Origin of the sequence: Emticicia aquatica (assembly GCF_923079645.1) — a bacterium.
GTDB classification, from domain to species: Bacteria; Bacteroidota; Bacteroidia; order Cytophagales; family Spirosomataceae; genus Emticicia; species Emticicia aquatica.
Map to the genome: position 1 here is coordinate 649,137 of NZ_CAKLPY010000001.1, position 21,542 is coordinate 670,678.

General features: G+C 36.7%; 15 protein-coding genes. 3 read left to right on the plus strand and 12 right to left on the minus strand.

The annotated features are described in order from the left end of the window. Nucleotides 1-165 precede the first annotated feature (165 nt). The gene (ggt, locus tag MJQ71_RS02785; RefSeq protein ID WP_238804210.1) at nucleotides 166-1,950 is read right to left on the minus strand and encodes a gamma-glutamyltransferase; all 1,785 of its coding nucleotides are present in this window, start codon (nucleotides 1,948-1,950) and stop codon (nucleotides 166-168) included. A gap of 188 nt (nucleotides 1,951-2,138) precedes the next feature. On the opposite strand from ggt, the gene MJQ71_RS02790 reads away from it, so the two are divergent. From MJQ71_RS02790 to MJQ71_RS02800, 3 genes are all read left to right on the plus strand, one after another. Further along, nucleotides 2,139-3,383: an ABC transporter permease gene (locus MJQ71_RS02790; protein WP_238804212.1), complete on the plus strand. Its 1,245-nt coding sequence runs from the start codon at nucleotides 2,139-2,141 to the stop codon at nucleotides 3,381-3,383. A 112-nt stretch (nucleotides 3,384-3,495) separates the two neighbouring features. Next, a complete protein-coding gene (gene tsaB / locus MJQ71_RS02795; RefSeq protein WP_238804214.1) occupies nucleotides 3,496-4,182 on the plus strand; it encodes a tRNA (adenosine(37)-N6)-threonylcarbamoyltransferase complex dimerization subunit type 1 TsaB in 687 nt (228 codons plus the stop codon). Nucleotides 4,183-4,284: 102 nt separating this feature from the next. Further along, nucleotides 4,285-4,728 (plus strand): hypothetical protein, encoded by a 444-nt coding sequence (locus tag MJQ71_RS02800; protein WP_238804217.1) that lies wholly within the window; start codon nucleotides 4,285-4,287, stop codon nucleotides 4,726-4,728. 121 nt (nucleotides 4,729-4,849) lie between these two features. Here the strand turns inward: MJQ71_RS02800 and MJQ71_RS02805 are convergent, their stop codons facing one another. From MJQ71_RS02805 to MJQ71_RS02855, 11 genes are all read right to left on the minus strand, one after another. Next, nucleotides 4,850-5,746 (minus strand): sterol desaturase family protein, encoded by an 897-nt coding sequence (locus MJQ71_RS02805; RefSeq protein ID WP_238804218.1) that lies wholly within the window; start codon nucleotides 5,744-5,746, stop codon nucleotides 4,850-4,852. Nucleotides 5,747-5,774: 28 nt separating this feature from the next. Next, nucleotides 5,775-6,947: an NRAMP family divalent metal transporter gene (locus MJQ71_RS02810; protein WP_238804221.1), complete on the minus strand. Its 1,173-nt coding sequence runs from the start codon at nucleotides 6,945-6,947 to the stop codon at nucleotides 5,775-5,777. Nucleotides 6,948-7,037: 90 nt separating this feature from the next. After that, nucleotides 7,038-9,914, minus strand: coding sequence for an aminomethyl-transferring glycine dehydrogenase (gene gcvP / locus MJQ71_RS02815; RefSeq protein ID WP_238804222.1), 2,877 nt, complete (start codon nucleotides 9,912-9,914; stop codon nucleotides 7,038-7,040). 501 nt (nucleotides 9,915-10,415) lie between these two features. After that, nucleotides 10,416-12,566: a xanthine dehydrogenase family protein molybdopterin-binding subunit gene (locus tag MJQ71_RS02820; RefSeq protein ID WP_238804224.1), complete on the minus strand. Its 2,151-nt coding sequence runs from the start codon at nucleotides 12,564-12,566 to the stop codon at nucleotides 10,416-10,418. A 92-nt stretch (nucleotides 12,567-12,658) separates the two neighbouring features. After that, nucleotides 12,659-13,117 carry a (2Fe-2S)-binding protein gene (locus MJQ71_RS02825; protein WP_238804226.1) on the minus strand — a complete coding sequence of 153 codons (459 nt, stop codon included), beginning with the start codon at nucleotides 13,115-13,117 and terminating at the stop codon, nucleotides 12,659-12,661. Between the two features lie 120 nt (nucleotides 13,118-13,237). Next, nucleotides 13,238-15,649 carry a penicillin acylase family protein gene (locus tag MJQ71_RS02830; RefSeq protein ID WP_238804227.1) on the minus strand — a complete coding sequence of 804 codons (2,412 nt, stop codon included), beginning with the start codon at nucleotides 15,647-15,649 and terminating at the stop codon, nucleotides 13,238-13,240. A 141-nt stretch (nucleotides 15,650-15,790) separates the two neighbouring features. Further along, nucleotides 15,791-16,483 (minus strand): response regulator transcription factor, encoded by a 693-nt coding sequence (locus MJQ71_RS02835; protein WP_238804228.1) that lies wholly within the window; start codon nucleotides 16,481-16,483, stop codon nucleotides 15,791-15,793. A 57-nt stretch (nucleotides 16,484-16,540) separates the two neighbouring features. Further along, on the minus strand, nucleotides 16,541-18,244 hold the full coding sequence (locus MJQ71_RS02840) for a sodium:solute symporter family protein (protein WP_238804230.1): 1,704 nt from the start codon (nucleotides 18,242-18,244) through the stop codon (nucleotides 16,541-16,543). Beyond that, complete coding sequence (locus tag MJQ71_RS02845; RefSeq protein WP_238804232.1) at nucleotides 18,241-18,390, minus strand: hypothetical protein; 150 nt, start codon at nucleotides 18,388-18,390, stop codon at nucleotides 18,241-18,243. Before MJQ71_RS02845 ends, MJQ71_RS02840 begins: the two co-directional genes overlap by 4 nt. 34 nt (nucleotides 18,391-18,424) lie before the next feature. Continuing rightward, nucleotides 18,425-20,611, minus strand: a complete 2,187-nt coding sequence (porW, locus tag MJQ71_RS02850; RefSeq protein ID WP_238804234.1) for a type IX secretion system periplasmic lipoprotein PorW/SprE — start codon at nucleotides 20,609-20,611, stop codon at nucleotides 18,425-18,427. 163 nt (nucleotides 20,612-20,774) lie between these two features. Continuing rightward, a complete protein-coding gene (locus MJQ71_RS02855; RefSeq protein ID WP_238804235.1) occupies nucleotides 20,775-21,533 on the minus strand; it encodes a patatin-like phospholipase family protein in 759 nt (252 codons plus the stop codon). Nucleotides 21,534-21,542: the final 9 nt, after the last annotated feature.

Sequence of the window (21,542 nt, forward strand, 5' to 3'; positions counted from 1 at the left end):
TCGAAATTTAAGCAATGGTTTAAGCGGCTCGGATGGGCTGGTTTTCTATTTTTTTTGATAAAAGGTTTACTATGGTTGATAATTCCGTATTTGATTACGAAAGGAATCATTAACAAATAAATTTTGATACCGTTACTTCTTCTCGAGCAACGGTATCAAAAAAAATCAATATCCTACACTTGTATTATCTGCTCTTGGGTCAGAGGCTCCTTCGAGTGTTCCGTCTGGCCGTAGCATGATGCAGTCCATTCTTCCCAATGTACCTTTTTGTGCGTCAATAATATAACCTCTTGATTTTAAGGCGTTTAATGTTTTTTCTGTAAAAGCATTAGGTTCATAAACAGTGCGGTCTGGTAACCATTGGTGATGAAATTTCAACGCATTTACGGCTTGCTGCATAGTCATTCCGTGTTCGATTACATTCAAAATTGTTTGATAAACAGAAGTAATAATTGTTGATCCTCCTGGAGTACCAATCGCCATGAAGAATTTTCCGTCTTTTTCTACAATCGTTGGTGTCATCGAAGAAAGCATTCTTTTTTCAGGTTGAATTTCATTGGCCTTATTACCAATCAAACCAAACATATTAGGAACTCCAGCCTTTATACTGAAATCGTCCATTTCGTTATTCATCAAAAAACCGCCACCTGAAACAACAACTTTGCTACCATAACCTCCGTTGAGTGTTGTTGTAATAGAAACGGCATTGCCTTCTTTGTCAACTACCGAATAATGTGTTGTTTCATTAGATTCATAGCCTGGAACTGCTCCACCATCTATTACTTTACTGTCGGTTGCTTTGGCAAAATTAAAATCTGACCAGCGTTTTTTGAGATAATCTCTACTCATTAATTCTTTCATCGGTACTTTTACATAATCCATGTCGCCCAACCATTTGGCACGGTCGGCGTACACACGTCGTTCGGCTTCAATCATCACTTGTACGGTCGAATCCGAATTAAAGCCCCATTTACGTAAAGGATACTGCTCGACACTTCTTAACAATTGAACCAACGCCACTCCTCCACTCGATGAAGGAGGCATAGTAATAATTTTGTAGTGCTTATAATCAGCCGAAATAGGTTCACGCCAAGCTGAATGATATTTTTTAAGGTCTTCGTGCGAAATTATCCCCCCACCTTTTTTCATTTCTTTGACTAAAAGATTGGCAACCTCGCCTTCATAAAAACCATTTCTACCTTTTTGTTGAATCGATCGTAACGTTTTTCCTAAATCTTTTTGAACCAGCCAATCACCTTTTATCCAATCACGATTATCAGGATTCATAAAATAAGGCGTATTTTCACCGTTGATTTTCTTGAAAGTTTGTTTGTTATTATTCAAACCAAGAGCTTCTCTCTCGGTTAAAACAACGCCATTTTCAGCCAAATCAATGGCAGGTTGAAGAACTTTTTCCCAAGATAATTTTCCAAATTTTTTGTGAATTTCAACCATTCCATCCACTGCTCCTGGCACACCACTGGCCAAATGACCAAGCAAACTTAATCCTTGAATAACATCGCCTTTTGCATCCAAATACATATCTCGATTGGCTTTCAAAGGAGCTTTTTCGCGGAAATCTAATGTGTAAGCTTTGCCATTTTTATCACGAATAACAGCAAAACCGCCGCCACCCAAATTTCCTGCAAAAGGAAAAACTACTGCTAAAGCAAAATGTGTAGCCACGGCCGCATCAATGGCATTGCCGCCCATTTTCATTATTTCAACACCAACTTTTGATGCTTCTGGGTGAGCAGAAGCCACCATTCCATTTTGACCAATGACACCTTTTTTATCAGAGAAAAAAGTTTTTTGATTAGGGTTTTCTTCAAAAAGCACAAACAAATCTTTTGCATCACTTGAAGTGCCATCAGTTTGAGTCGGTTTATTTTTGCAAGAAAAAGCAAATAAAAATAAGAGTAAACCAATAATGTAAACGTTTCTTTTCATGTTTGTCGATGTTTTTTAGGTAAGTCAAATAAGCGATTGTAAGCGTGTTCACCCCACATATCCTTGAAATCTGCCGTTAAATTAATAAAAACTACTGATTAGAGAAATTCATTTCCGAAAGTAATTTTAGCGGACTATTTTCGTGAAAATTATTATTATCAAATAAACTGTCCGAATGGACTTCTAGTATGAAAATCCTTCTTTTGATATTTGAAAGTTTTCGCTTTGCGATGCAAGCTTTACGAGAAAATATTTTGCGTACGGTTTTGTCGCTTTTGGGAGTAACAATCGGTATTTTTTCAATTATTGGCGTTTATACAATGGTTGATTCGCTAGAATCTAATATCAAAGGCAGTTTAAGCTCGATAGGAACTAATGTAATTTACGTTCAAAAATGGCCTTGGTTTTTTGGCGGTGGCGATTATCCGTGGTGGAGATATTTCCGTCGTCCTGAACCAAAATATGAAGAGTTTAAGTATTTGAAAGAAAATCTTGAAAATGCTCAAGCTGTAGCAATGATGGATTTTGCTGGCAATGTTTCTTGTAAAAAAGGAAATAACAGTATTGAAGCCCTTTGTCAAGGAATAACTTATGATTTTACGGAAATTACGGAAGTTCCGATTGTTAACGGTCGTTATTTTGCTCCACAAGAAGTTGAATCTGGCAGAAATGTAGGTATTTTAGGTGCTGAAATTGCAGATGCACTATTTCCTAGTTCAGACCCAATTGGACAAACTTTCAAGATGAAAGGACAAAATATAACGGTTATTGGCGTGCAAGAACGAAAAGGTAAGCAAATTGCTGATTTTGGTGGTGAACCCGACCAAAAGGTATTTATTCCATTTTTGTCGCACAAACGGATTTTTTCTTCAGGAGAACCCTACGGCGATATTGTTCTAAAAGGAATGGATAACGACGAAGGTTTGTTTGAATTAGAAGGAGAGGCAACGGGACTTTTGCGAACCAAACGTGGCTTGCGACCAGCAGAAGAAGATAGTTTTGCTTTGAACCGACCAGAGGCAGCCGCAGCGGCACTTGGACAATTATTTGGAACAATTCGTACAAGTGGATTTTTTATCGGACTATTTTCTTTACTCATTGGCGGCTTTGGAATTGCCAATATTATGTTTGTTTCGGTAAAAGAACGAACAAATATTATTGGTATTCAGAAATCATTAGGAGCAAAAAACTTCTTTATTCTTTTCCAGTTTCTCTTTGAATCAATTTTTCTTTGTTTAATTGGTGGTTTTTTTGGAATCTTGCTTGTCTATATTTTAAGTTTTTTACCACTTGGCTCGCTAGATATTATATTAAGTTCGGGAAATATTTTGTTCGGAGTTTTTATTGCAAGCTTCATCGGAATCATTTCTGGAATTATCCCTGCTTGGCAAGCGGCTAGACTTGATCCCGTAATTGCCATTAGAAGTAAATAAAATGATAAAATAATAGAATGTTAGAGCAATAGAATGATTAATTTTGGGCAATGAAACAATGAGCTAATTTTTGTTAGCTCATTGTTTCATTTTTCATTCAAATTTTTTTTCAATGCCCATTATTCTTAGTATAGAAACTTCAACGAAAGGTTGTTCGGCTGCAATTCACCAAGATGGCAAATTACTGTCTATCAGTGAGTTATCTCATGAAAAGTCGTCTTCTGGTATGCTCACTACGCTGATTAACCATGTTGTTAAAGTAGCAAGTTTGACTTTTCAAAATTTAGATGCAATTGCAGTTGCCAAAGGCCCAGGTTCTTATACAGGTTTACGCATTGGTGTTTCAACTGCAAAAGGTTTATGTTTTACACTCGAAAAACCTCTGATTGCAGTTAATACTTTAGAGTCAATGGCTTTAGGTTTATCTCATTTTGATTCCTCATATTTGCTTTGCCCAATGCTTGATGCCCGACGAATGGAAGTTTATTGTGCTGTTTATCAATCAGTTACCTTGAACGAAGTTGAACCTACGCAAGCAAAAATTATTGATGAAACTTCTTTTTCAGATTTATTGCAAAATAATAAAATTATCTTCTTTGGAGATGGTGCCGAAAAATGTAAAGCAACATTAGGAGTCAATCCTAACGTGATTTTTCTGAATGGAAATCAGTATCCTTCGGCAAAATATGTTGGAATATTGGCTACAAAAGCCTTTGGAATGAATCAATTTGAAAACGTAGCCGATTTTGAGCCATATTATTTGAAAGAATTTATGACTACTACGCCTAAGAAAAAATAAACAAATCTTTTTTATACTTTAAATTATAAACTTGACGATAGTCATAAATTATTAAAAATCAGTGTAATAACTTTCGGCATTATTAGCAAAATCCTTATAATAATGCCTACTTACCCTAAAAATTTATCAACTGCTACGGATACGATTGGTATCTCAACAAACATTATTTGGTGGAATAGAATCGCCTTATTTGTTGTGTTCTTTTGGTTTGGTTTTTTGAAAATCATTCATATTTCTCCCGCCGAAGGTTTGGTTACTCGTTTGCATGAAGCAACAATTTCTCCGTTTATCTCGATAGAAAAATTCTTGGTTTTGTTAGGAGTTATTGAGTGTGCCATTGGCGTTTTGTGGCTATTACCAAAATTAACTAAAGTTGCATTTTGGCTTTTTATTCTTCAAATGTTTACAACGTTTTTGCCTTTACTTTTTTTACCGAAAGATACTTGGCAAAATATGATGGTTTTGACACTAACTGGACAATATATTATAAAGAATGTAGTGTTAATTGCTAGTGCATTAACGATTTATAAAACAGTTTTAGAATAAATGTCAAAAATAATTTAGCGTTTTCAATTGATTAGATGAATAAGTTTAGGTTTACAAATGATAAAAAACTCGCATCGTTGGTGCGAGTTTTTTTTGTTAACATATATTTTATGGCATTATTTTAAAGATTTCTTAGTGTTTTTGCTCGTTTATCTTCTCCATCATGACTCCAGCCAGGTGCATAAAAAATATATCTTAGTTTATCTGACCACATTTTTGCACGTTTTACATCATGCCAGATTGAACGATATTCGTGCGTTGCAACATTGACAAGGTTATAAGTTTCGATATTTGTAGTAAGGCCATAAACTGGTTTTTCGGTATCTTTTTCTTCCGAGAAAGTTCCAAAAATTTTATCCCAAATAATCAAAACTCCAGCGTGATTGCAGTCTAAATACTGAATATTCGAAGCATGATGTACACGATGATGTGAAGGTGTATTGAAAATCATTTCGTACCAATTTGGTAATTTATTGATAAGTTCGGTATGGACGAAAAATTGATAAATCAAGTTCATTCCAATCATCATAAAAATCATTAATGGGTCAAAACCTAACAGCGGAATCCAAAGCCAAAAGAAATATTTATGGATTCGCTCACCAACACCTTGCCTTAAAGCTGTACCCAGATTATATTTTATGGAAGAATGATGTGGCACGTGTCCCGCCCAAAAGAGTCGAACTTCATGGTTGAGTCGATGAAACCAATAATAGGCAAAATCATCAAGAAAAAACAGAATAATCCATGCCCACCACTGACGTTCTACAATATTCTTTAATGGACTAATTTCGTGTAAATAATAAAAAGCTAAAAATGCCGCAACTTTTGGAAAAAACTCTACGATGCCAGACAAAACTCCCATCGAAATTGACACGAGCATATCTTTGGTTTTATAGAAATCAGTATGTTCGTCTTTACCAATATACCATTCAACAAGCATTGAAAAAAGAAAGATTGGAATAGCGAAAGGAACAGCTTTATCATGTTGAAGCTGAGTTAAAATTGCTTGAAAATCCATAAAATTATGAAAGGTTTTGTTGAAATTCTTATGAAAAAAGTAAGCCATAAATGACCATTCCTGACATAATTGCAACCACTAACCAGCCAATTATTTGTAGAAATAAAGCGTGTTTGTAAGTGCCAATGAGTCGAGGTTTTCTGCTTGCAACCAAAATTATTGATAAAGCAATTGGTAGAATAAAACCATTTAAAGTTCCAACAAATACCAAAGTTTTGACTGGTTTTCCAATAAAAACAAAGATAATGGTAGAAAAAACAATAAAACCAATAATAATTTGGCGATTATATTTTTCAAAATTTGGGTGAAAAGTTCGTAAGAATGAAACCGAAGTATAAGCCGCACCAACAACCGAAGTTATGGCAGCACACCAAATGACAATTCCAAAAATTTTGTAACCAATATCACCCGCAGCACTTTGAAAAACAGAAGCAGGAGGATTTTCTTTATTGAGTACAAAACCTGTTACAACAACTCCTAACGAAGCTAAAAAAAGTAAATATCGAACGATAGCCGTAACCAAAATTCCTGTGGTTGCACTTCGATTAATTTGTGCAAGATTTTCTTCTCCACTGATGCCGGCATCAATGAGCCGATGCACGCCTGCAAATGTGATGTAACCGCCAACCGTTCCGCCAACGAGTGTAACAGTTGCCCAAGCATCAAATTTTAGTGGAATGATTGTTCGATGAAAAGCGTCTAAAATAGGTGGTTGAGAGACGAAAACAACGTAGAGAATCAAAAAAATCATTAGAAATCCGAGAATTTTGGCAAAATTATCCATTGCTTTTCCTGCTTCTTTCGACGAAAAAATACCAATCGCAATGATAGAACTAATTACCGCACCGATTTTTACATCAATTCCAAAAAGCACTTCAAATCCTAAACCTGCTCCAGCAACATTGCCAATATTGAATGCCAAACCGCCAATGACAATTAAAAATGCTAAAAGATAACCAAGTCCAGGGAGAAGCTCATTGGCTAAATCTTGAGCTGTTTTTTTGCTGACCGAAACAACTCGCCAAATATTGAGTTGTGTACCGATATCCAACAATATTGAGAGTAAAATCACAAAGCCGAAACTAGCAGCTAGTTGTTGGGTAAAAACAGTTGTTTGTGTCAAGAAACCAGGTCCGATGGCAGAAGTTGCCATCAAGAAGGCTGCACCAATAACGGCTGATGTATATTTTTTTGTAGGCATAGTTTATAGTTTAGGAATGGCAATTTACAAAAAAGCGTCTGAAAAATACTTTTCAGACGCTTTTTGATTTTATTTGAATTTTTTAATTCATTAATTCTCCGCATAAGCCTCAACTGGCTCGCAAGCACAAATCAAATTTCTATCTCCATAGGCTGAGTCAATACGGCTAACTGTTGCCCAGAATTTATTGGCTTTTACGTAAGGGAGTGGATAGGCCGCTTTTTCTCTTGAATAGGCTTTTGTCCAGTTTTCTACCAAAACAACTGCCGTTGTATGTGGAGCATTTTTTAGAACATTATCTGATTTATCAACATTTCCTGCTTCTATTTCTCGGATTTCTTCACGAATATTCAACAAAGCATCACAAAAGCGGTCAAGTTCAGCTTTTGATTCTGATTCGGTTGGTTCAATCATTAAAGTTCCAGCAACTGGGAATGAAAGGGTAGGGGCGTGGAAGTTATAATCCATTAATCGCTTCGCAACATCTTCTGCTTCAACGCCTGCTGATGCTTTGAATGGACGTAAATCAACAATCATTTCGTGAGCACAACGACCACTAGCTGCTGTGTAAAGAATTTGATATTCTTTTTCCAATCGAGCTTTGATATAATTAGCATTCAAAATAGCATTTTTTGTGGCATTTTTTAAGCCATCTCCACCCATCATAGCAATATAAGCATACGAAATGGTGAGGATACTTGCACTTCCGTAAGGTGCGGCCGAAATTCCGTGAATACCTGATTTTCCACCCATATCAACTATGGCATTGGTTGGTAAAAACTCAGCCAAATGTTGTGCAACACCAATTGGCCCCATACCTGGGCCACCACCACCGTGAGGAATACAGAAGGTTTTGTGTAAATTAAGGTGGCAAACATCAGCTCCGATTGTGGCAGGTGAAGTCAAACCAACTTGGGCATTCATGTTTGCACCGTCCATGTAAACTTGTCCGCCATGTTCGTGAATCAAACTACAAATTTCTTTGATAGATTCCTCAAAAACACCATGTGTAGATGGATAAGTTACCATTAAACAAGCCAAATTTGCAGAATATTGTTCGGCTTTTGCTCTTAAGTCTGCTACGTCAATATTTCCTTTTTCATCGCATTTACTTACCACTACTTTCATGCCCGCCATTACGGCTGATGCAGGGTTTGTACCATGAGCAGATGACGGAATCAAAGCAATATTTCGGTGAGAATCACCTCGACTTTCGTGGTAAGCACGAATAACCATTAAACCAGCATATTCGCCTTGAGCCCCCGAATTTGGTTGTAATGACATTTGGGCAAATCCTGTTACTTCACAAAGCCAAGCATTCAAATCGCTGAATAATTGTTGATAACCTTCAGTTTGATTTTTTGGAGCGAAAGGATGAATATTGCCAAATTCTGGCCAAGTTACTGGAATCATTTCGGCCGTTGCATTGAGTTTCATTGTGCAACTTCCCAACGAAATCATTGAATGAACCAATGACAAATCTTTATTTTCCAATGATTTTAAATAACGCAACATTTCGTGTTCGGTATGATAACTACTGAAAACAGGGTGCGTCATAAAATCAGAAGTACGATTTAAACCTGGTGCAAAACCAACTTCAATTTCAGATTTAAGGTTAATTATCGTGTTTTTACCATTAGCTTCAGCAAAAATAGACAGCAATTGCTCAACGTCTTTAATGGTTTTTCTTTCATCAAAAGATACACCAATATTTCCATTAGCGAAGTAACGAAGATTTACTTCGTGTTTTGCGGCAATTGATTGAATTTTGGTAGAATCTTCAGTATGAATCGTGATTGTATCGAAATAGTTTTTGTTTAGCACTTGATAATCAAGTCCTTCAACTGATTCTGCAAAAAGTTTGGTTAGGCCATGAATTTTTCCTGCAATACTTTTTAAACCTTTTGGCCCGTGATAAACGCCATAAGCAGATGCCATTACAGACAATAAAACTTGAGCTGTACAAATATTTGACGTAGCTTTTTCACGACGAATGTGTTGTTCACGTGTTTGCAAGGCCATACGTAAAGCACGATTACCTTGTGCATCAACCGAAACACCAATGATACGACCTGGTATTTGACGCTTGAAAGTATCTTTTGTGGCAAAAAATGCAGCATGTGGGCCGCCATAACCCATCGGAACTCCAAGCCTTTGGGCAGAACCAACGACCACATCAGCACCCATTTCGCCAGGAGGTGTGAGTAAAGTTAAAGATAATAAATCTGCTGCAACGGCTGTGAAAATATTTAACTCGTGAGCCGCAGCAATCAAATCGGTATAATCATAAACTTCACCATTGGAAGCTGGATATTGCAATAAAATAGCGTATAAATCTTCGTTTGTTAAATCATAAGTTGAATGATTCCCAACAACCACATTAATTCCTAATGGTTTTGCACGACCGATTACTAGGTCAATTGTTTGTGGATGACAAAGTTCTGATACAAAAAATGTTTGTGCATTTTTCTTCTCAGCAGGACGAACACTATGTAGCATTGTCATGGCTTCGGCTGCAGCTGTTCCTTCGTCGAGAAGGGAAGCATTGGCAATTTCCATACCAGTTAAATCAATGACCATTGTTTGGAAATTTAATAACATTTCCAAGCGACCTTGAGCAATTTCTGCCTGATAAGGCGTATAAGCCGTGTACCAAGCTGGATTTTCAAGGATATTTCTTAAAATCACATTTGGAACAATTGTATCGTAATAACCAGTACCAATAAATGATTTGAATATTTTATTTTTCTGAGCCAAAGTTTTAAAATCAGCTAAAAAATCAACTTCCGATTTTGCAGCAGGCAAATTGAGTGGATTTTTTAAGCGTATTCCTTCGGGAACAGTTTCGTTGATGAGTGTTTCAAGCGAACTAACTCCGATTGTTTGGAGCATGATTTGGAGGTCATTTTCGCTTTTGCCGTGGTGGCGACTTTCAAAGGATTCTTGAGCAATAAGATTTACTTTCATCGGTGAAAAAGCCCCTTGCCCCGAAGGGGGATTGTTTGTTGAAATTATTCATGCTTTGGGGTAATACAAGTGCATGAAGTGTCTGTTTGGATGAGCGTGCAAATATACTAAAATTATAAATTAGTTGTTGAAACAAATTGTTAGAAATTTAGACAAATTTTATTGAATAAATTTCTAATGCAGTATATTTAATCTACAAGAATGATATATTTTAGAGAAAATATCTATTTCTTGAATCTGTTTTAGAATTATAAAATAGGTTTTGATATTTAAAAAACCTTCAAATAATATGCTTGAAATGATTAATGGAGATTTCAAGAAAACCATTGAAGAAGTTTTGAGTAATGGTAAATCATTGATTTGAAAGGAAGATTTAATAATGAAATGCCTCAAATATGGGCAAATGCAAGTATAAAGGTTGTGTTGGATGTATTAGATTGAAAGTAAAAAAATAAGGCGACAGCACTATTGATGATAGCCAGTCGCCTTATTTATAAAAAATTACGAAACGCTTTCAAACATTTTATCGTCTTGCTCGATAAAAGGTTGATTTCGCAGACGTTTGCCTGTTGCCTTAAAAATCGCATTAGCAACTGAGCCACCTGTTGGTGGAAGAGCTGGTTCGCCAAGCCCTGTTGGGTCTATGCCATTATTAACAAAAGTTACTTCTATTGCTGGAATTTCGTTCATTTTTATCAATCTAAAAGTATTGAAATTCATTTGTTCTGGTTTTCCGTCTTTAAATGTCAAATTACCATACATCGCATGCCCGATTCCATCAATAATTCCTCCCATTACTTGGTTTCTTGCTCCACTTTGATTGACAACAACTCCACAATCGACCGCTGCATATATTTTTTGCAAGACAGGTTTGCCTTTTTTCATGACTACTTCTGCTACTTGAGCAACATACGAAGCGTGTGAGAAATAAACGCTGAAACCTAAACTTACACCTTTTTTCTTTTTACCCCAACCTGATTTTTCAGCAGCTAATTCGATAACAGCCTTCATGCGGTCAATATCATATTTTATTGCTCCTGTTGGTGCTGTTTTGGCTTTTTCTAATAATTCTAATCTAAACTGAACGGCGTCTTTTCCTGCTGCAGTTGCTACTTCATCAATGAAAGATTGTTCAGCAAAAGCTAAGAAATTGGTGATTGGAGCTCGCCAAGGACCAGTCGTAATAGCTGATTTATGTTCAGAAGAATCAATCAATAAATTTGGTACAGCTCCCGCAGGGAAATTATCTTGACGAGTTGGATTTCCCGCATTAATACCCGCACCACGTAGCGAATAGCCAATCAAATTTCCTTGTTTGTCAAGAGCAGCACGGAAACGATAACGCACAGCTGGGCGATAACTTCCGCCACCCATGTCATCTTCACGTGTCCACATTACTTTTACAGGTGCTTTTATGATGCTCGAAAGTTCGGCGGCTTCCAAGACATAATCCGTTCCTAAACGACGGCCAAAGCCACCACCCATTCGGGTTAATTCGACTGTAACTTTTTCAGCAGGAATATTGAGCAATTTAGCTGTTTGATTTTGAGCATTTTGTGGCGTTTGTGTTGGGCCGACCAATTCTACACCATCTTCTCGCACATGAGCGAAGAAGTTCATAGGCTCCATCGGGTTATGTGGTAAAAATGGACATTGGTACTCGGCTTCCACAATTTTGGCGGCATCTTTGAAAGCCGTTTCTATATCACCATCCTTTCTACGAACTTCATTTTTTGTGCCATCAAGCAATTCTTTAAAAATTCTATTGTGGTCATCGCTACTTTCGAGGGTGTTGGCTTTTTCCCACTCAATTTTTACTAAATCACGGGCTTTTTTAACTTCCCAAGTTGATTTTCCGACAATAGCTACTTTATCTTTGAAAGAAACTACATCAATGATTCCTGGAGATACTTTTGCTGCTGTGGCATCAAAAGATTTTAACTTTAAACCAAATGCAGGTGGTCGTTGAATCATTGAATAAACCATTCCTTCACGATGAAAATCAATTCCAAAAAGAGATTTTCCTGTCAAAATAGCTTTATTATCTACGCCTTTGATGGTAGAACCTATAAGTTTGAAATCTTTTTTATCTTTTAATTTAACATCCGTCGGAGGTGTAATTTTGGCAGCTTCTGTTGCTAATTCTCCGTAACCTAATTTTTTGCCCGAAGCTGTGTGAATCACAAAACTTTTTTCGGTGGTACAATCACTTGCTGAAACTCCCCAACGTTTGGCGGCAGCTTCAACCAACATTTGGCGTGCCGTTGCACCAGCTTTGCGTAGGCGTTGCCATGAATGTGGAATTGAACCACTGCCACCTGCCACTTGGCGTTCAAATTTTTTGGTATCAAGTGGTGCTTGTAAAACTTTTACATTTGCCCAATCAACGTCCAATTCTTCGGCAACAATTATTGGGAAAGCTGTTTTTATTCCTTGTCCAATTTCAGGATTTGGTGAAAAAATAGTTACAATTCCATCAGTTTGGATGGATAAAAAGGCATTAAAAGCTGTATTTCCAGCTTCGGTAGAAACACCAGCCACAACTTCGGCTGCCAGAGCTTCTTGTCCAAACCAATTGAAGCCTAAAATCAATCCACTAGAAGTGAGAGCGGCTGATTTTAGAAAATCTCGTCGGCTATTATTTTTTGTCATTTGAGTAGCTGTTTTTTTGCTGTGAAGCATTTCGATAAATAAAAAATGAGTCATTCAAACATAAACCGTATTGTTTACGATTATTAGTTTTTCTACATTTTTGTAGCTGCCAATTGAACCGCCTCTTTGATTCGATGATATGTTCCGCAACGACAAATATTACTTGACATCGCCGCTTCAATTTCTTCTAAATTTGGTTTTGCATTCTTTTTCAAGAAAGCGGCAGCAGTCATTATCTGACCTGCTTGGCAATAACCACATTGTGGCACATCAATGGTATCCCAAGCCTGTTGAACAGGATGGTCGCCATTTTCAGAAAGACCTTCAATCGTCGTAATTGTTGCATCAGCAATTGCCGAAACAGGAAGTACACAAGAGCGAGTTGCTTCGCCATTAACATGTACTGTGCATGCTCCACACTGAGCCATCCCACAACCGTATTTTGTGCCAACAAGACCGAGGTGGTCACGTAAAATCCATAACAAAGGTGTGTCTGGCGACGCTTCGGTTTTGAGGTTTTGGCCGTTAATTTTGAGATTATAATTTGCCATTATTGAATTATTTTTGAATGTCTGTATTGATAACTAAAATTAAATAAAATGTTCTTTAATTTGTGTCGAATTGATGCTTTTTTAAGAATAAATTCGACCAAAATAAGATTTTTAGCGATTTTAAGGTTTTAGCATAATCTTCCCAGTTTTTACTTTTTCTATTTCAGCTCGATTCATCAATTCTGGACGAGAACCACCGTTGACAAACATCTCGGCTTGGTCGTCATAGTGTTTGCTTAGAAAATGTCCCGATTGCCCAGTTGGAAGTACACTTCTACTGTGTTCGGTATCAGAGAAATCAATGATTCTACGTAAAGCAGGGCCATAAGTAACTTTGTAAGTTCCGCTTGAATCAACCGAAAAATCAAGATTATTGATGGTTTCTCTTCCGCCTGGAGCTGGAAGCGGCCCAACGTTAAAGTATTTTCCAACGACAGGCAAAATTCCGAGCGGATGATTATGTGTAAGGGTATGAACTTTTTTCCATTTCCAAGCTGTCATATCATTTCCGAGTTGTTTTTCGAGACTGGCCAATGCTTCATTCATTGAATTCGTCAATATTTCTGTTCGAGTTTCCTTATTTTTTGTCGAAATATTGTCCCACCATGGTGAAGCATCATTTCGCATGAAAGAAGCCATATTTCGCTTGAAATTTGAATTATGTTCAAAAGCCTTGAAAACTTCATTCCCTAGTTCGTCTTTTATGGTATTGACAAAAAAATGATAAAGAAAACGATAATAAATAGTTGGTTCAACGTCGTCCAAGTGGTGCGAGCCATCCCATTTGGCAAGTTTTTCTAAACCAATTTTTGCTGACGGACTTAATTTATTTTTATCAATGACTGGCAAAATATCTTTCAAAAGCCCAGTAAATGATGATGATGTTACGTCGTTGATAACTTTTCTGACACTTTCTTCCGTCCAATCTTTTTTGTCGGTAAATATTAATTGTTCAATTCTACTCGCCCGATTTCCTGGTACATAATAACCTGGTACTAAACCATTACCCATATCGGCAGGTTGATTATTTGCGGTATAAAGAACACCTTTTTTAGGATTTAAAATTTGCGGATTCAACGAAAAATCATACCAGCCTTGTGGGTCGTCATTACCTGTTGAACCATCTAAAATTAGCATTGGATTAACTTTAGCAGGGCGTTTGGGTAGTTTGCCAGCCGCCCACCAAGCAATATTCCCTTCGGTATCTCCCCACATAATATTTAAGCCAGGAGAAGTGAGTTTACTGACAACTTTACCAACTTCTAAAGCATTTTTTGCGTGAGCCATTTCATAAAAAACTTCTAAATGATAGCTCGGAAATTGATTAAAAACCCACCATAATGCAATTGGGTCTTTTTGGTCGGCCATTTTATCAAAACTATCGTTCATCAAAATACCGTGGCGAGAAGTTTTTACTGCAATTTTTACATCAGCTTTATCTTTTACCTTGATGATTTCTTCTCTAACTTTTAAGTTTTCCCAATGGTCTTTGTACCAAACTTGGTTGGTATTAGCTGGATTTGCTTTTTCACGAAAAAAATCAACATCGTCATTTTCAAACATTGTTAAACCCCAACCGCCATATTGTGAGTGTCCCAATGCTCCAACAGGTGTTCCTGCAAGAAAATTACCATAAAACTTAAAATTAGGACATTCTAAATGTGCTTCGTACCAAACCGATGGTTGCGAAAATGCAATATGCGTATCATTTGATAAAATGGGTTTGCCTGATTTGGTTTTTGAGCCAGCAATTACCCAACCATTTGAGCCATGATAAGGGGGAAATGGAGAGTTTGTTTCAATATCCGTAAGCTGATTTGCCATGCTTGCCAAAGCTATAGAAGAGGAGGCAACAGATTCTTGTGCTTGGGTCGGAATTTTAGGTTCATTTGTGGGCCAAGCAGACATGACGTCTTTTAAGTAATCTGGTCCAAATTTATTTTGAATCATCGTAGAAATGGCTTCCGAACGAAAGGCTTCAGCGAATGTAAATCCCATATAGCCCATAATTATTTGCATATCGGCCATTTCAAAAGGTGTTTTCTTGATGCCAACTACCGAAAATTCAACGGGAGTTTTACCGTTTTGTATGTATTCATTGACTCCTTTTAGATACGATTGGGCAGCTTTTACAAAAGGAGCGTCAGGGTTTTTCATTAAAACCGAATCAATTGTCCATTTTGCATGCTCGTGGAAACTGAGTGTACGGAAAAATTTATCGGAAGGAAGTGCTTTTTCTCCAAAAAGCTCAGATAAGCGACCATCAGCCAAGCGACGAATCAGCTCCATTTGAAAAAGACGGTCTTGGGCATGAACATAGCCAAATGCTTGGAATAAATCTTCTTCGTTTTGGGCATAAATGTGTGGCACGCCAAAATCGTCATAAATAACTTCAACAGGTGCTTTCAAGCCCTTTAATTGAAGTTCGGCATTCAAATCAGGTTTGGTGCTTTGTAGCCAGAAAAAAACACTAATTGCTGCAACGGCCAGAAGTATGAAAAGGCCAAGCAGCGTTTTTTTGATGATTTTCATTCAATTTAGTTTTTAGAGTTGAAGAACTGCGGATTACCGCTTCAAATGTAAAAATAAAAAGAATAAATTGAAGTTTCTGGCTTTATTGTAGAACAATTCTCTGAATTTTTAAATATTAATAATTCCGAGAATTGTTATTGCTTAATCATCTTTCAAAACATAGCCCATACCAGTTTTGGTATGGATGAGTTTTGGTTCAAAATCTTTGTCGATTTTTTTTCGGAGAAAATTAATATAAACTTCAATCACATTAAGGCTATTTTCGGCGTTGTTGCCTTCCCAAATTTTTTCGGCAATTTCGGCTTTTGAAACAACCTTTCCTTTATTTCGGATAAGGTATTCGAGTAACGAAAATTCTTTTGGCGTAAGGTCGATATGTTTACCTTGGCGAGACGCCATTTTACTTTCTAGATTTATTTCGAGGTCTGCAATGCGTAATAGATTAGCATTGTTTTCATTTTCTGCATAGGCTCGTTTCAAGAAAACATTTACACGAGCAATCAATTCTCGGTATTCAAATGGTTTCACGATATAATCATCCGCACCTTTTTCAAAACCAATGATTTTATCATCAGTTTCGCCTAAAGCAGTTAGCATTATTATAGGAATTTGACTATCTTTTTCCCTGATTTTAGAGCAAACTTCATAACCATTCATTTGCGGAAGATTTACATCCAACAAAATCAAGTCAAACTTACCACTTAATGCAAAGCGAAGACCAATTTGCCCGTCGAAAGCAACTTCTGTATGAAAATCTTTCTCTGATAATCCTTTTACAAGATTTTCCGCCAAGCGTTGGTCATCTTCAATGATGAGTATTTTTTTCTTTTCCATATTTTGGTAAGATGTGTGATACGAGAAATTTTAGTTATTAGAAAACTTTCAGTCATCTTATCTTGATTCGCTCATCTTGTATCTAAAATTCTGTAAAAACCATGCAATTCCGATAACTAAAAAACAACCAATTGGATTAAACCAAAGATAAGCAATCCATTCGGTTTTTAATATTACTTGTGGAATTCCGATTCCTAAAATAATTGCTTGGCTGATTACCGCTGCCCAAAAAGTAGCATTTCCACCAATATTTTTAAAGTAAAAAGCAACTAAAAATACGCCTAAAATGATTCCGTAAAATAATGAACCAAGTACATTGACCACTTCAATCATGTTGCCGAGTTGGTTGGCGTATTGTGCAACAAATATACAAAAAAGCCCCCATAAAACGGTCGAAACTTTTGAGGCGTTCAATTCGGCTCTTTCGCTAGGTGGAGTTTTACTAAATCTACTATAAACATCAACCACCGAAGTTGCAGCCAGTGAGTTATAGGCCGAGGCAATAGAACCCATAGAAGCCGCAAAAATTACGGCTATTAATAGCCCGATAAGTCCATGTGGAAGATGGTCTAAAACGAATCTCAAAAATACAAAATCACGGTCGTTTGTACTAGCCGATGGATTATTTTTCTTGATTAAATCAACAACTTCTCCTTTTAAGCCTTTGGCAATAGAATCAGATTGAACTAAGCTATTTTTATAGATTTCTAATTGCTCATTGTTAAGATTAGCCGATACAATTAGTAAGTTTTTTCTTTTTTCTGAAACTTCGTTGTAGCGTTTTTCTAAGCTTTCAAATTGTGATGAGTATTGACTCGTTCGTAATTTATCGGTTTCAACTTTATTAAAAAAAATGGGTGAAGCATTGAATTGATAAAACACAAAAACGAGTACACCAACGAGCAATATCAAAAACTGCATTGGGATTTTCAATAAGCCATTCATTACCAAACCAAGGCGGCTTTGGGTGATTGATTCGCCAGTCAAATAGCGACCAACTTGCGATTGGTCAGTGCCAAAATAGGAGAGTTGTAGGAAAAAACCACCGATAAGCCCCGACCATAAATTATAGCGGTCTTTTGGATTAAAATCGAAACTTACGACTTTGGTATGACTGGCTTTTCCTGCAATTTTTAGGGCTTTTACAAGACCAATATCAGGCGGAAGCATCATTACTACAATGACACCAGCCAAAACCATTGCCACCGTAATGACAATCATCTGTTGGAGATGTGTATAAGAAATGGCCTTTGTTCCACCCACTACGGTGTAAGTAAGCACCATTCCACCCATCAAAATATTTGTCCAAAAAATATCCCAACCAAAAATTGTTGAAATAATTATTGAAGGAGCATAAATTGAAATTCCTGTTGAAAGCCCTCGTTGAATCAAAAAAAGAAAAGCGGTGAAAACTCTTACTTTTCCATCGAAGCGTTTTTCTAGATATTCGTAAGCAGTATAAACTTTCAGTCGATGAAAAATTGGGATAAAAGTAACACACAAAACAATCATAGCAAGCGGAAGTCCAAAGTAGAATTGTACAAATCGCATTCCGTCATCAAAGCCTTGTCCTGTTGTTGAAAGAAAAGTAATGGCACTTGCTTGCGTGGCCATTACAGAAAGTCCCACGTGATACCAAGGAAGTGATTGATTACCAAGTAGATATCCGTCTATGTTTTTGTCCTTGTGATTTTTATAAACACCATAAACGATAATAAAAAGCAGCGTAAAAGTAAGTAAGGTCCAGTCGAGGTTTGTCATGCAAAGTATAGGGTGAAAGCGTAGAAAAGTACAATTAATAAAACTAAAGTGCCAACTACTAGCGTATATACGTTACGCCAAGTTCCTAAAATTGGTGGCGAGTCAGTTTCTGCCTCTGATGGGCTGTTTATGTCATTGTTTTTCATGTCTTTTGTTTGGGTTATATTTACTTAGGGTTTGTTATTTTTTGTCAAAAACAGCTATAAGTTCTTTTGCTCGGCTGATTAGGCTACTTGATGGATAACCTTGAATAAACTCATTAAGGGCTTGTTTATAAGCGTCTTTCTGCTCGGTTTTAGCAAATAAAAATATGCGTAACATCGCAAATTTATCTTCGATACTTGTACCTGTATAAGTAATTAGGCCATCTTCAGCCATTTTCATAGCCGATTCGTAGCTTTCATTGGCGTACAAATTAAATGCTTGTGAGTAAACTACACTTGCTTTGGATTCTGTATCACCTGTAATTTGAACATTTCCACGTAATAATTGACGAGCATAAGTCGATGCAGGATATTTGCTAATCAATGCTTTGCGATATGGACTTGTGGCTTGGTTTTCGGACAATAATGTTAATAAATAAAGTACTTCAACTTCATGGACTGTATTTGGAAATTTATTGAGCAAAGTCAAAAATGTTTCGGTGGCATTTTGCGGCTCATTAAACTGAAACTTATAAATCTTTCCAAGCTGATAATAAGCCTCTTCTTGCTTACGTTTGGATGCAACTAATTTCTCGGGACTAGTTGGAATTTTCTCATAAAAAGCCTTTTTCTTACTTTCGAGTGCTAAATTATCTTTCTCTTCTTGCTGTTTCTTTATTTCTTCGGCACTTAATTTAGGTGTTTGTTGTTTGGTTGTAGCAGATTCTTGCCCAACAACTCCTCGCTCAACTTTAAAACTTATCGAACCCGCTTCTTTGTCTTTTCTTCGCCAATTATCATCTAAAGGTCGGCTTCCCCAAATTTGTTGAAAATCACTTTTATTGCGAGAAATCACCAATGGGTCATACAAAGCCCAACGTTTAAATTCAGGGTCTTTGTCTGAAAGACGGTCAACAGCAACAGAATTTTGTGAAATAATTTTCTTCGCCATTTCTTGCAACTGCTTGTCTTCGTCCTCTTTTTGTTTAATCACTCGCTCCAAAGTTTTATCCAATGCCGCAGGATTCATGGCAGCCAAATGCTGCAAGCTATCTTCAACAATGATTACTTTTTGATATTTTACAAAATCGCCCAACGAAATTGCTCTTTTTGCAATTCGTTCATAATCGGTCGATGTTTTAGGCAAAGCAGTCAATGTACTATCGTAATACATACTAGCTACGTCATATTTAAGCAATTGGTTGTAATGAAGTTCTGCCAATTCTAAATATGTATAAGCATTTTGTGTACTATTTCCTTTTGAGTTTCGGAGCGAGGCATTGAAATATTCGATGGCTTTAGGATAATTTTGTTTTTTCACCTCCAAACTTCCCATCGTAAAGAAAATCTTATCTTTCAAATCAGCATTTTTGCGGTCAATGAGCATTTTCTTGAAATTCTCTTGCACAGCGGCGGTACTTCCACGTTGCGAAGCGGCTTCATCAAGTAATGTATTCATACGGGCATAAAACTCCATGTCATAATTTGGCCGATTACTAGCCACTGCTTTGAAATGTGGTAAAGCTTTGGCGGGTTCGTTAAGCATATCGAACATTTGACCAACTGCAAAATGCACTCTTGCTGTTTGCTCACTTCTCGATATTAATTTAAGAGCTTCTTCGCCAATTGCTGCCGAAATGGCATATTCTTCTCTTTTTTGATGCAAATATGCTTTGGTTAAATAGAAATCCCTTGTATTTTCTTTATTCAAATCGAGTGTTCTTAAAACATCAGAAACTTTCAGGGCTGTGTCATAATCTTTTTGCTCGGTATATGCTCGCATGAGCCAAACTAAGGCTGAATGTTTTCCATTTTCGTCACTTGAAGTGGTATTGATAAACTTGAAAATTTCGATAGCATTGAGATAATCTTCTTTCAAAAGACGAGCTTTTCCGAGTAGAATATATGCTTCAGCTAAGTATTTAGAGTTAGAATGGCGTTCGGCAATCAACGAGGTTTTTTCAATTACTTCTTTCAGATTTGTTGCAACTGCCTGACTTTTAACCGAATCGATAGGTACGAAAATGGTCATTAAGGCACTATAATTTTCTTCACGCTTTTCAAACAAGTCTTTGTCGGCTTGTCTCATATTTTCACGAGCAATAATAAGCGAGTTGAAACGGGCATTGGTATTATGCCACGCCTTGCTCGTTGGTGAATTACTAAACTGCGAACAGGCAGTAGTTAGCAAAGAAAATGCTATAAGTATGGATAGTTTCTGCACCTAGATATTTAAGATTTGAGGGGTACTTTTACTTTTTAACGGCTTTTTTTCTAAAAAATTATCCAATTTAATGCCAAAAATAGATTCTGGATGTGAGAATTGGTTGATGTGTTTCTTTTTACACGATTATTTTTTTGAAAATGTAATAACGCTCATCTGAAATCTACGAAATTGGCAAGCGTTTACCCTCGGCTGCTCGAATCGTATTTTCGTAACCTAATTGAAATACTTCTTTGGCTTTTGCTATACTTAGTCCATTATAATTATAAATTTCTTTTGGTTCAACCGCAATATCACAACGTTTTAGTTTTTCTCCAGCATTGTTTCTAATGGCCAAATAAAGGCTTTTCATTAAAATATCCTTTGCTGAATTGATGGCCATATTGTTGCTTACAGGAGTTACATTTACGCCGATGACAAAATCACAAGTACTTTCTAGTGGTTCAATCGGAAGATTATTGATAATTCCACCATCAACTAAAACCCGGTCTTGAAACTTGACTGGCTCGAAAATGCCAGGAATACTGCAAGAAGCCAAAATCGGTTTGATTAATTCTCCTTCATTGAAATAAACGGCTTCTCCCTTTTCGATGTCGGTCGCACAAACGATTAGCGGAGTTTTAAGTTTTTCAAAAGAATTATGAGGAATATATTTCAAGAAAATTTCTTCCACCTTTTCCATTTTGAATAAGCCGAAACGGTTGAAAGCAAATTTTAATGAGTTTAAAACACCCAAAGATTGAATGGTTTCAAAAATAAAATCTGGCGAATAACCTGCCGCAGTTAATGCTCCAATCAATGACCCAGCACTTGTTCCCGCAATTAATGTTGGTTTGATTCCTAACTCTCCAAGTGCTTTTAATGCTCCTAAATGAGCAAATCCTCTGCTTCCTCCACCAGACAATGCAATTCCTATTTTCATAACTCCAAA

Bases quoted from the DNA above. Each gene is read 5' to 3' on its own strand.
- MJQ71_RS02790 (WP_238804212.1), top strand. From the start codon at position 2,139: ATGAAAATCCTTCTTTTGATATTTGAAAGTTTTCGCTTTGCGATGCAA.
- MJQ71_RS02800 (WP_238804217.1), top strand. From the start codon at position 4,285: ATGCCTACTTACCCTAAAAATTTATCAACTGCTACGGATACGATTGGT.
- MJQ71_RS02840 (WP_238804230.1), bottom strand. From the start codon at position 18,244: ATGACAAACCTCGACTGGACCTTACTTACTTTTACGCTGCTTTTTATT.
- gcvP (WP_238804222.1), bottom strand. From the start codon at position 9,914: ATGAAAGTAAATCTTATTGCTCAAGAATCCTTTGAAAGTCGCCACCAC.
- MJQ71_RS02805 (WP_238804218.1), bottom strand. From the start codon at position 5,746: ATGGATTTTCAAGCAATTTTAACTCAGCTTCAACATGATAAAGCTGTT.
- ggt (WP_238804210.1), bottom strand. From the start codon at position 1,950: ATGAAAAGAAACGTTTACATTATTGGTTTACTCTTATTTTTATTTGCT.
- MJQ71_RS02830 (WP_238804227.1), bottom strand. From the start codon at position 15,649: ATGAAAATCATCAAAAAAACGCTGCTTGGCCTTTTCATACTTCTGGCC.
- MJQ71_RS02845 (WP_238804232.1), bottom strand. From the start codon at position 18,390: ATGAAAAACAATGACATAAACAGCCCATCAGAGGCAGAAACTGACTCG.
- MJQ71_RS02825 (WP_238804226.1), bottom strand. From the start codon at position 13,117: ATGGCAAATTATAATCTCAAAATTAACGGCCAAAACCTCAAAACCGAA.
- MJQ71_RS02810 (WP_238804221.1), bottom strand. From the start codon at position 6,947: ATGCCTACAAAAAAATATACATCAGCCGTTATTGGTGCAGCCTTCTTG.
- MJQ71_RS02855 (WP_238804235.1), bottom strand. From the start codon at position 21,533: ATGAAAATAGGAATTGCATTGTCTGGTGGAGGAAGCAGAGGATTTGCT.
- MJQ71_RS02835 (WP_238804228.1), bottom strand. From the start codon at position 16,483: ATGGAAAAGAAAAAAATACTCATCATTGAAGATGACCAACGCTTGGCG.
- tsaB (WP_238804214.1), top strand. From the start codon at position 3,496: ATGCCCATTATTCTTAGTATAGAAACTTCAACGAAAGGTTGTTCGGCT.
- MJQ71_RS02820 (WP_238804224.1), bottom strand. From the start codon at position 12,566: ATGACAAAAAATAATAGCCGACGAGATTTTCTAAAATCAGCCGCTCTC.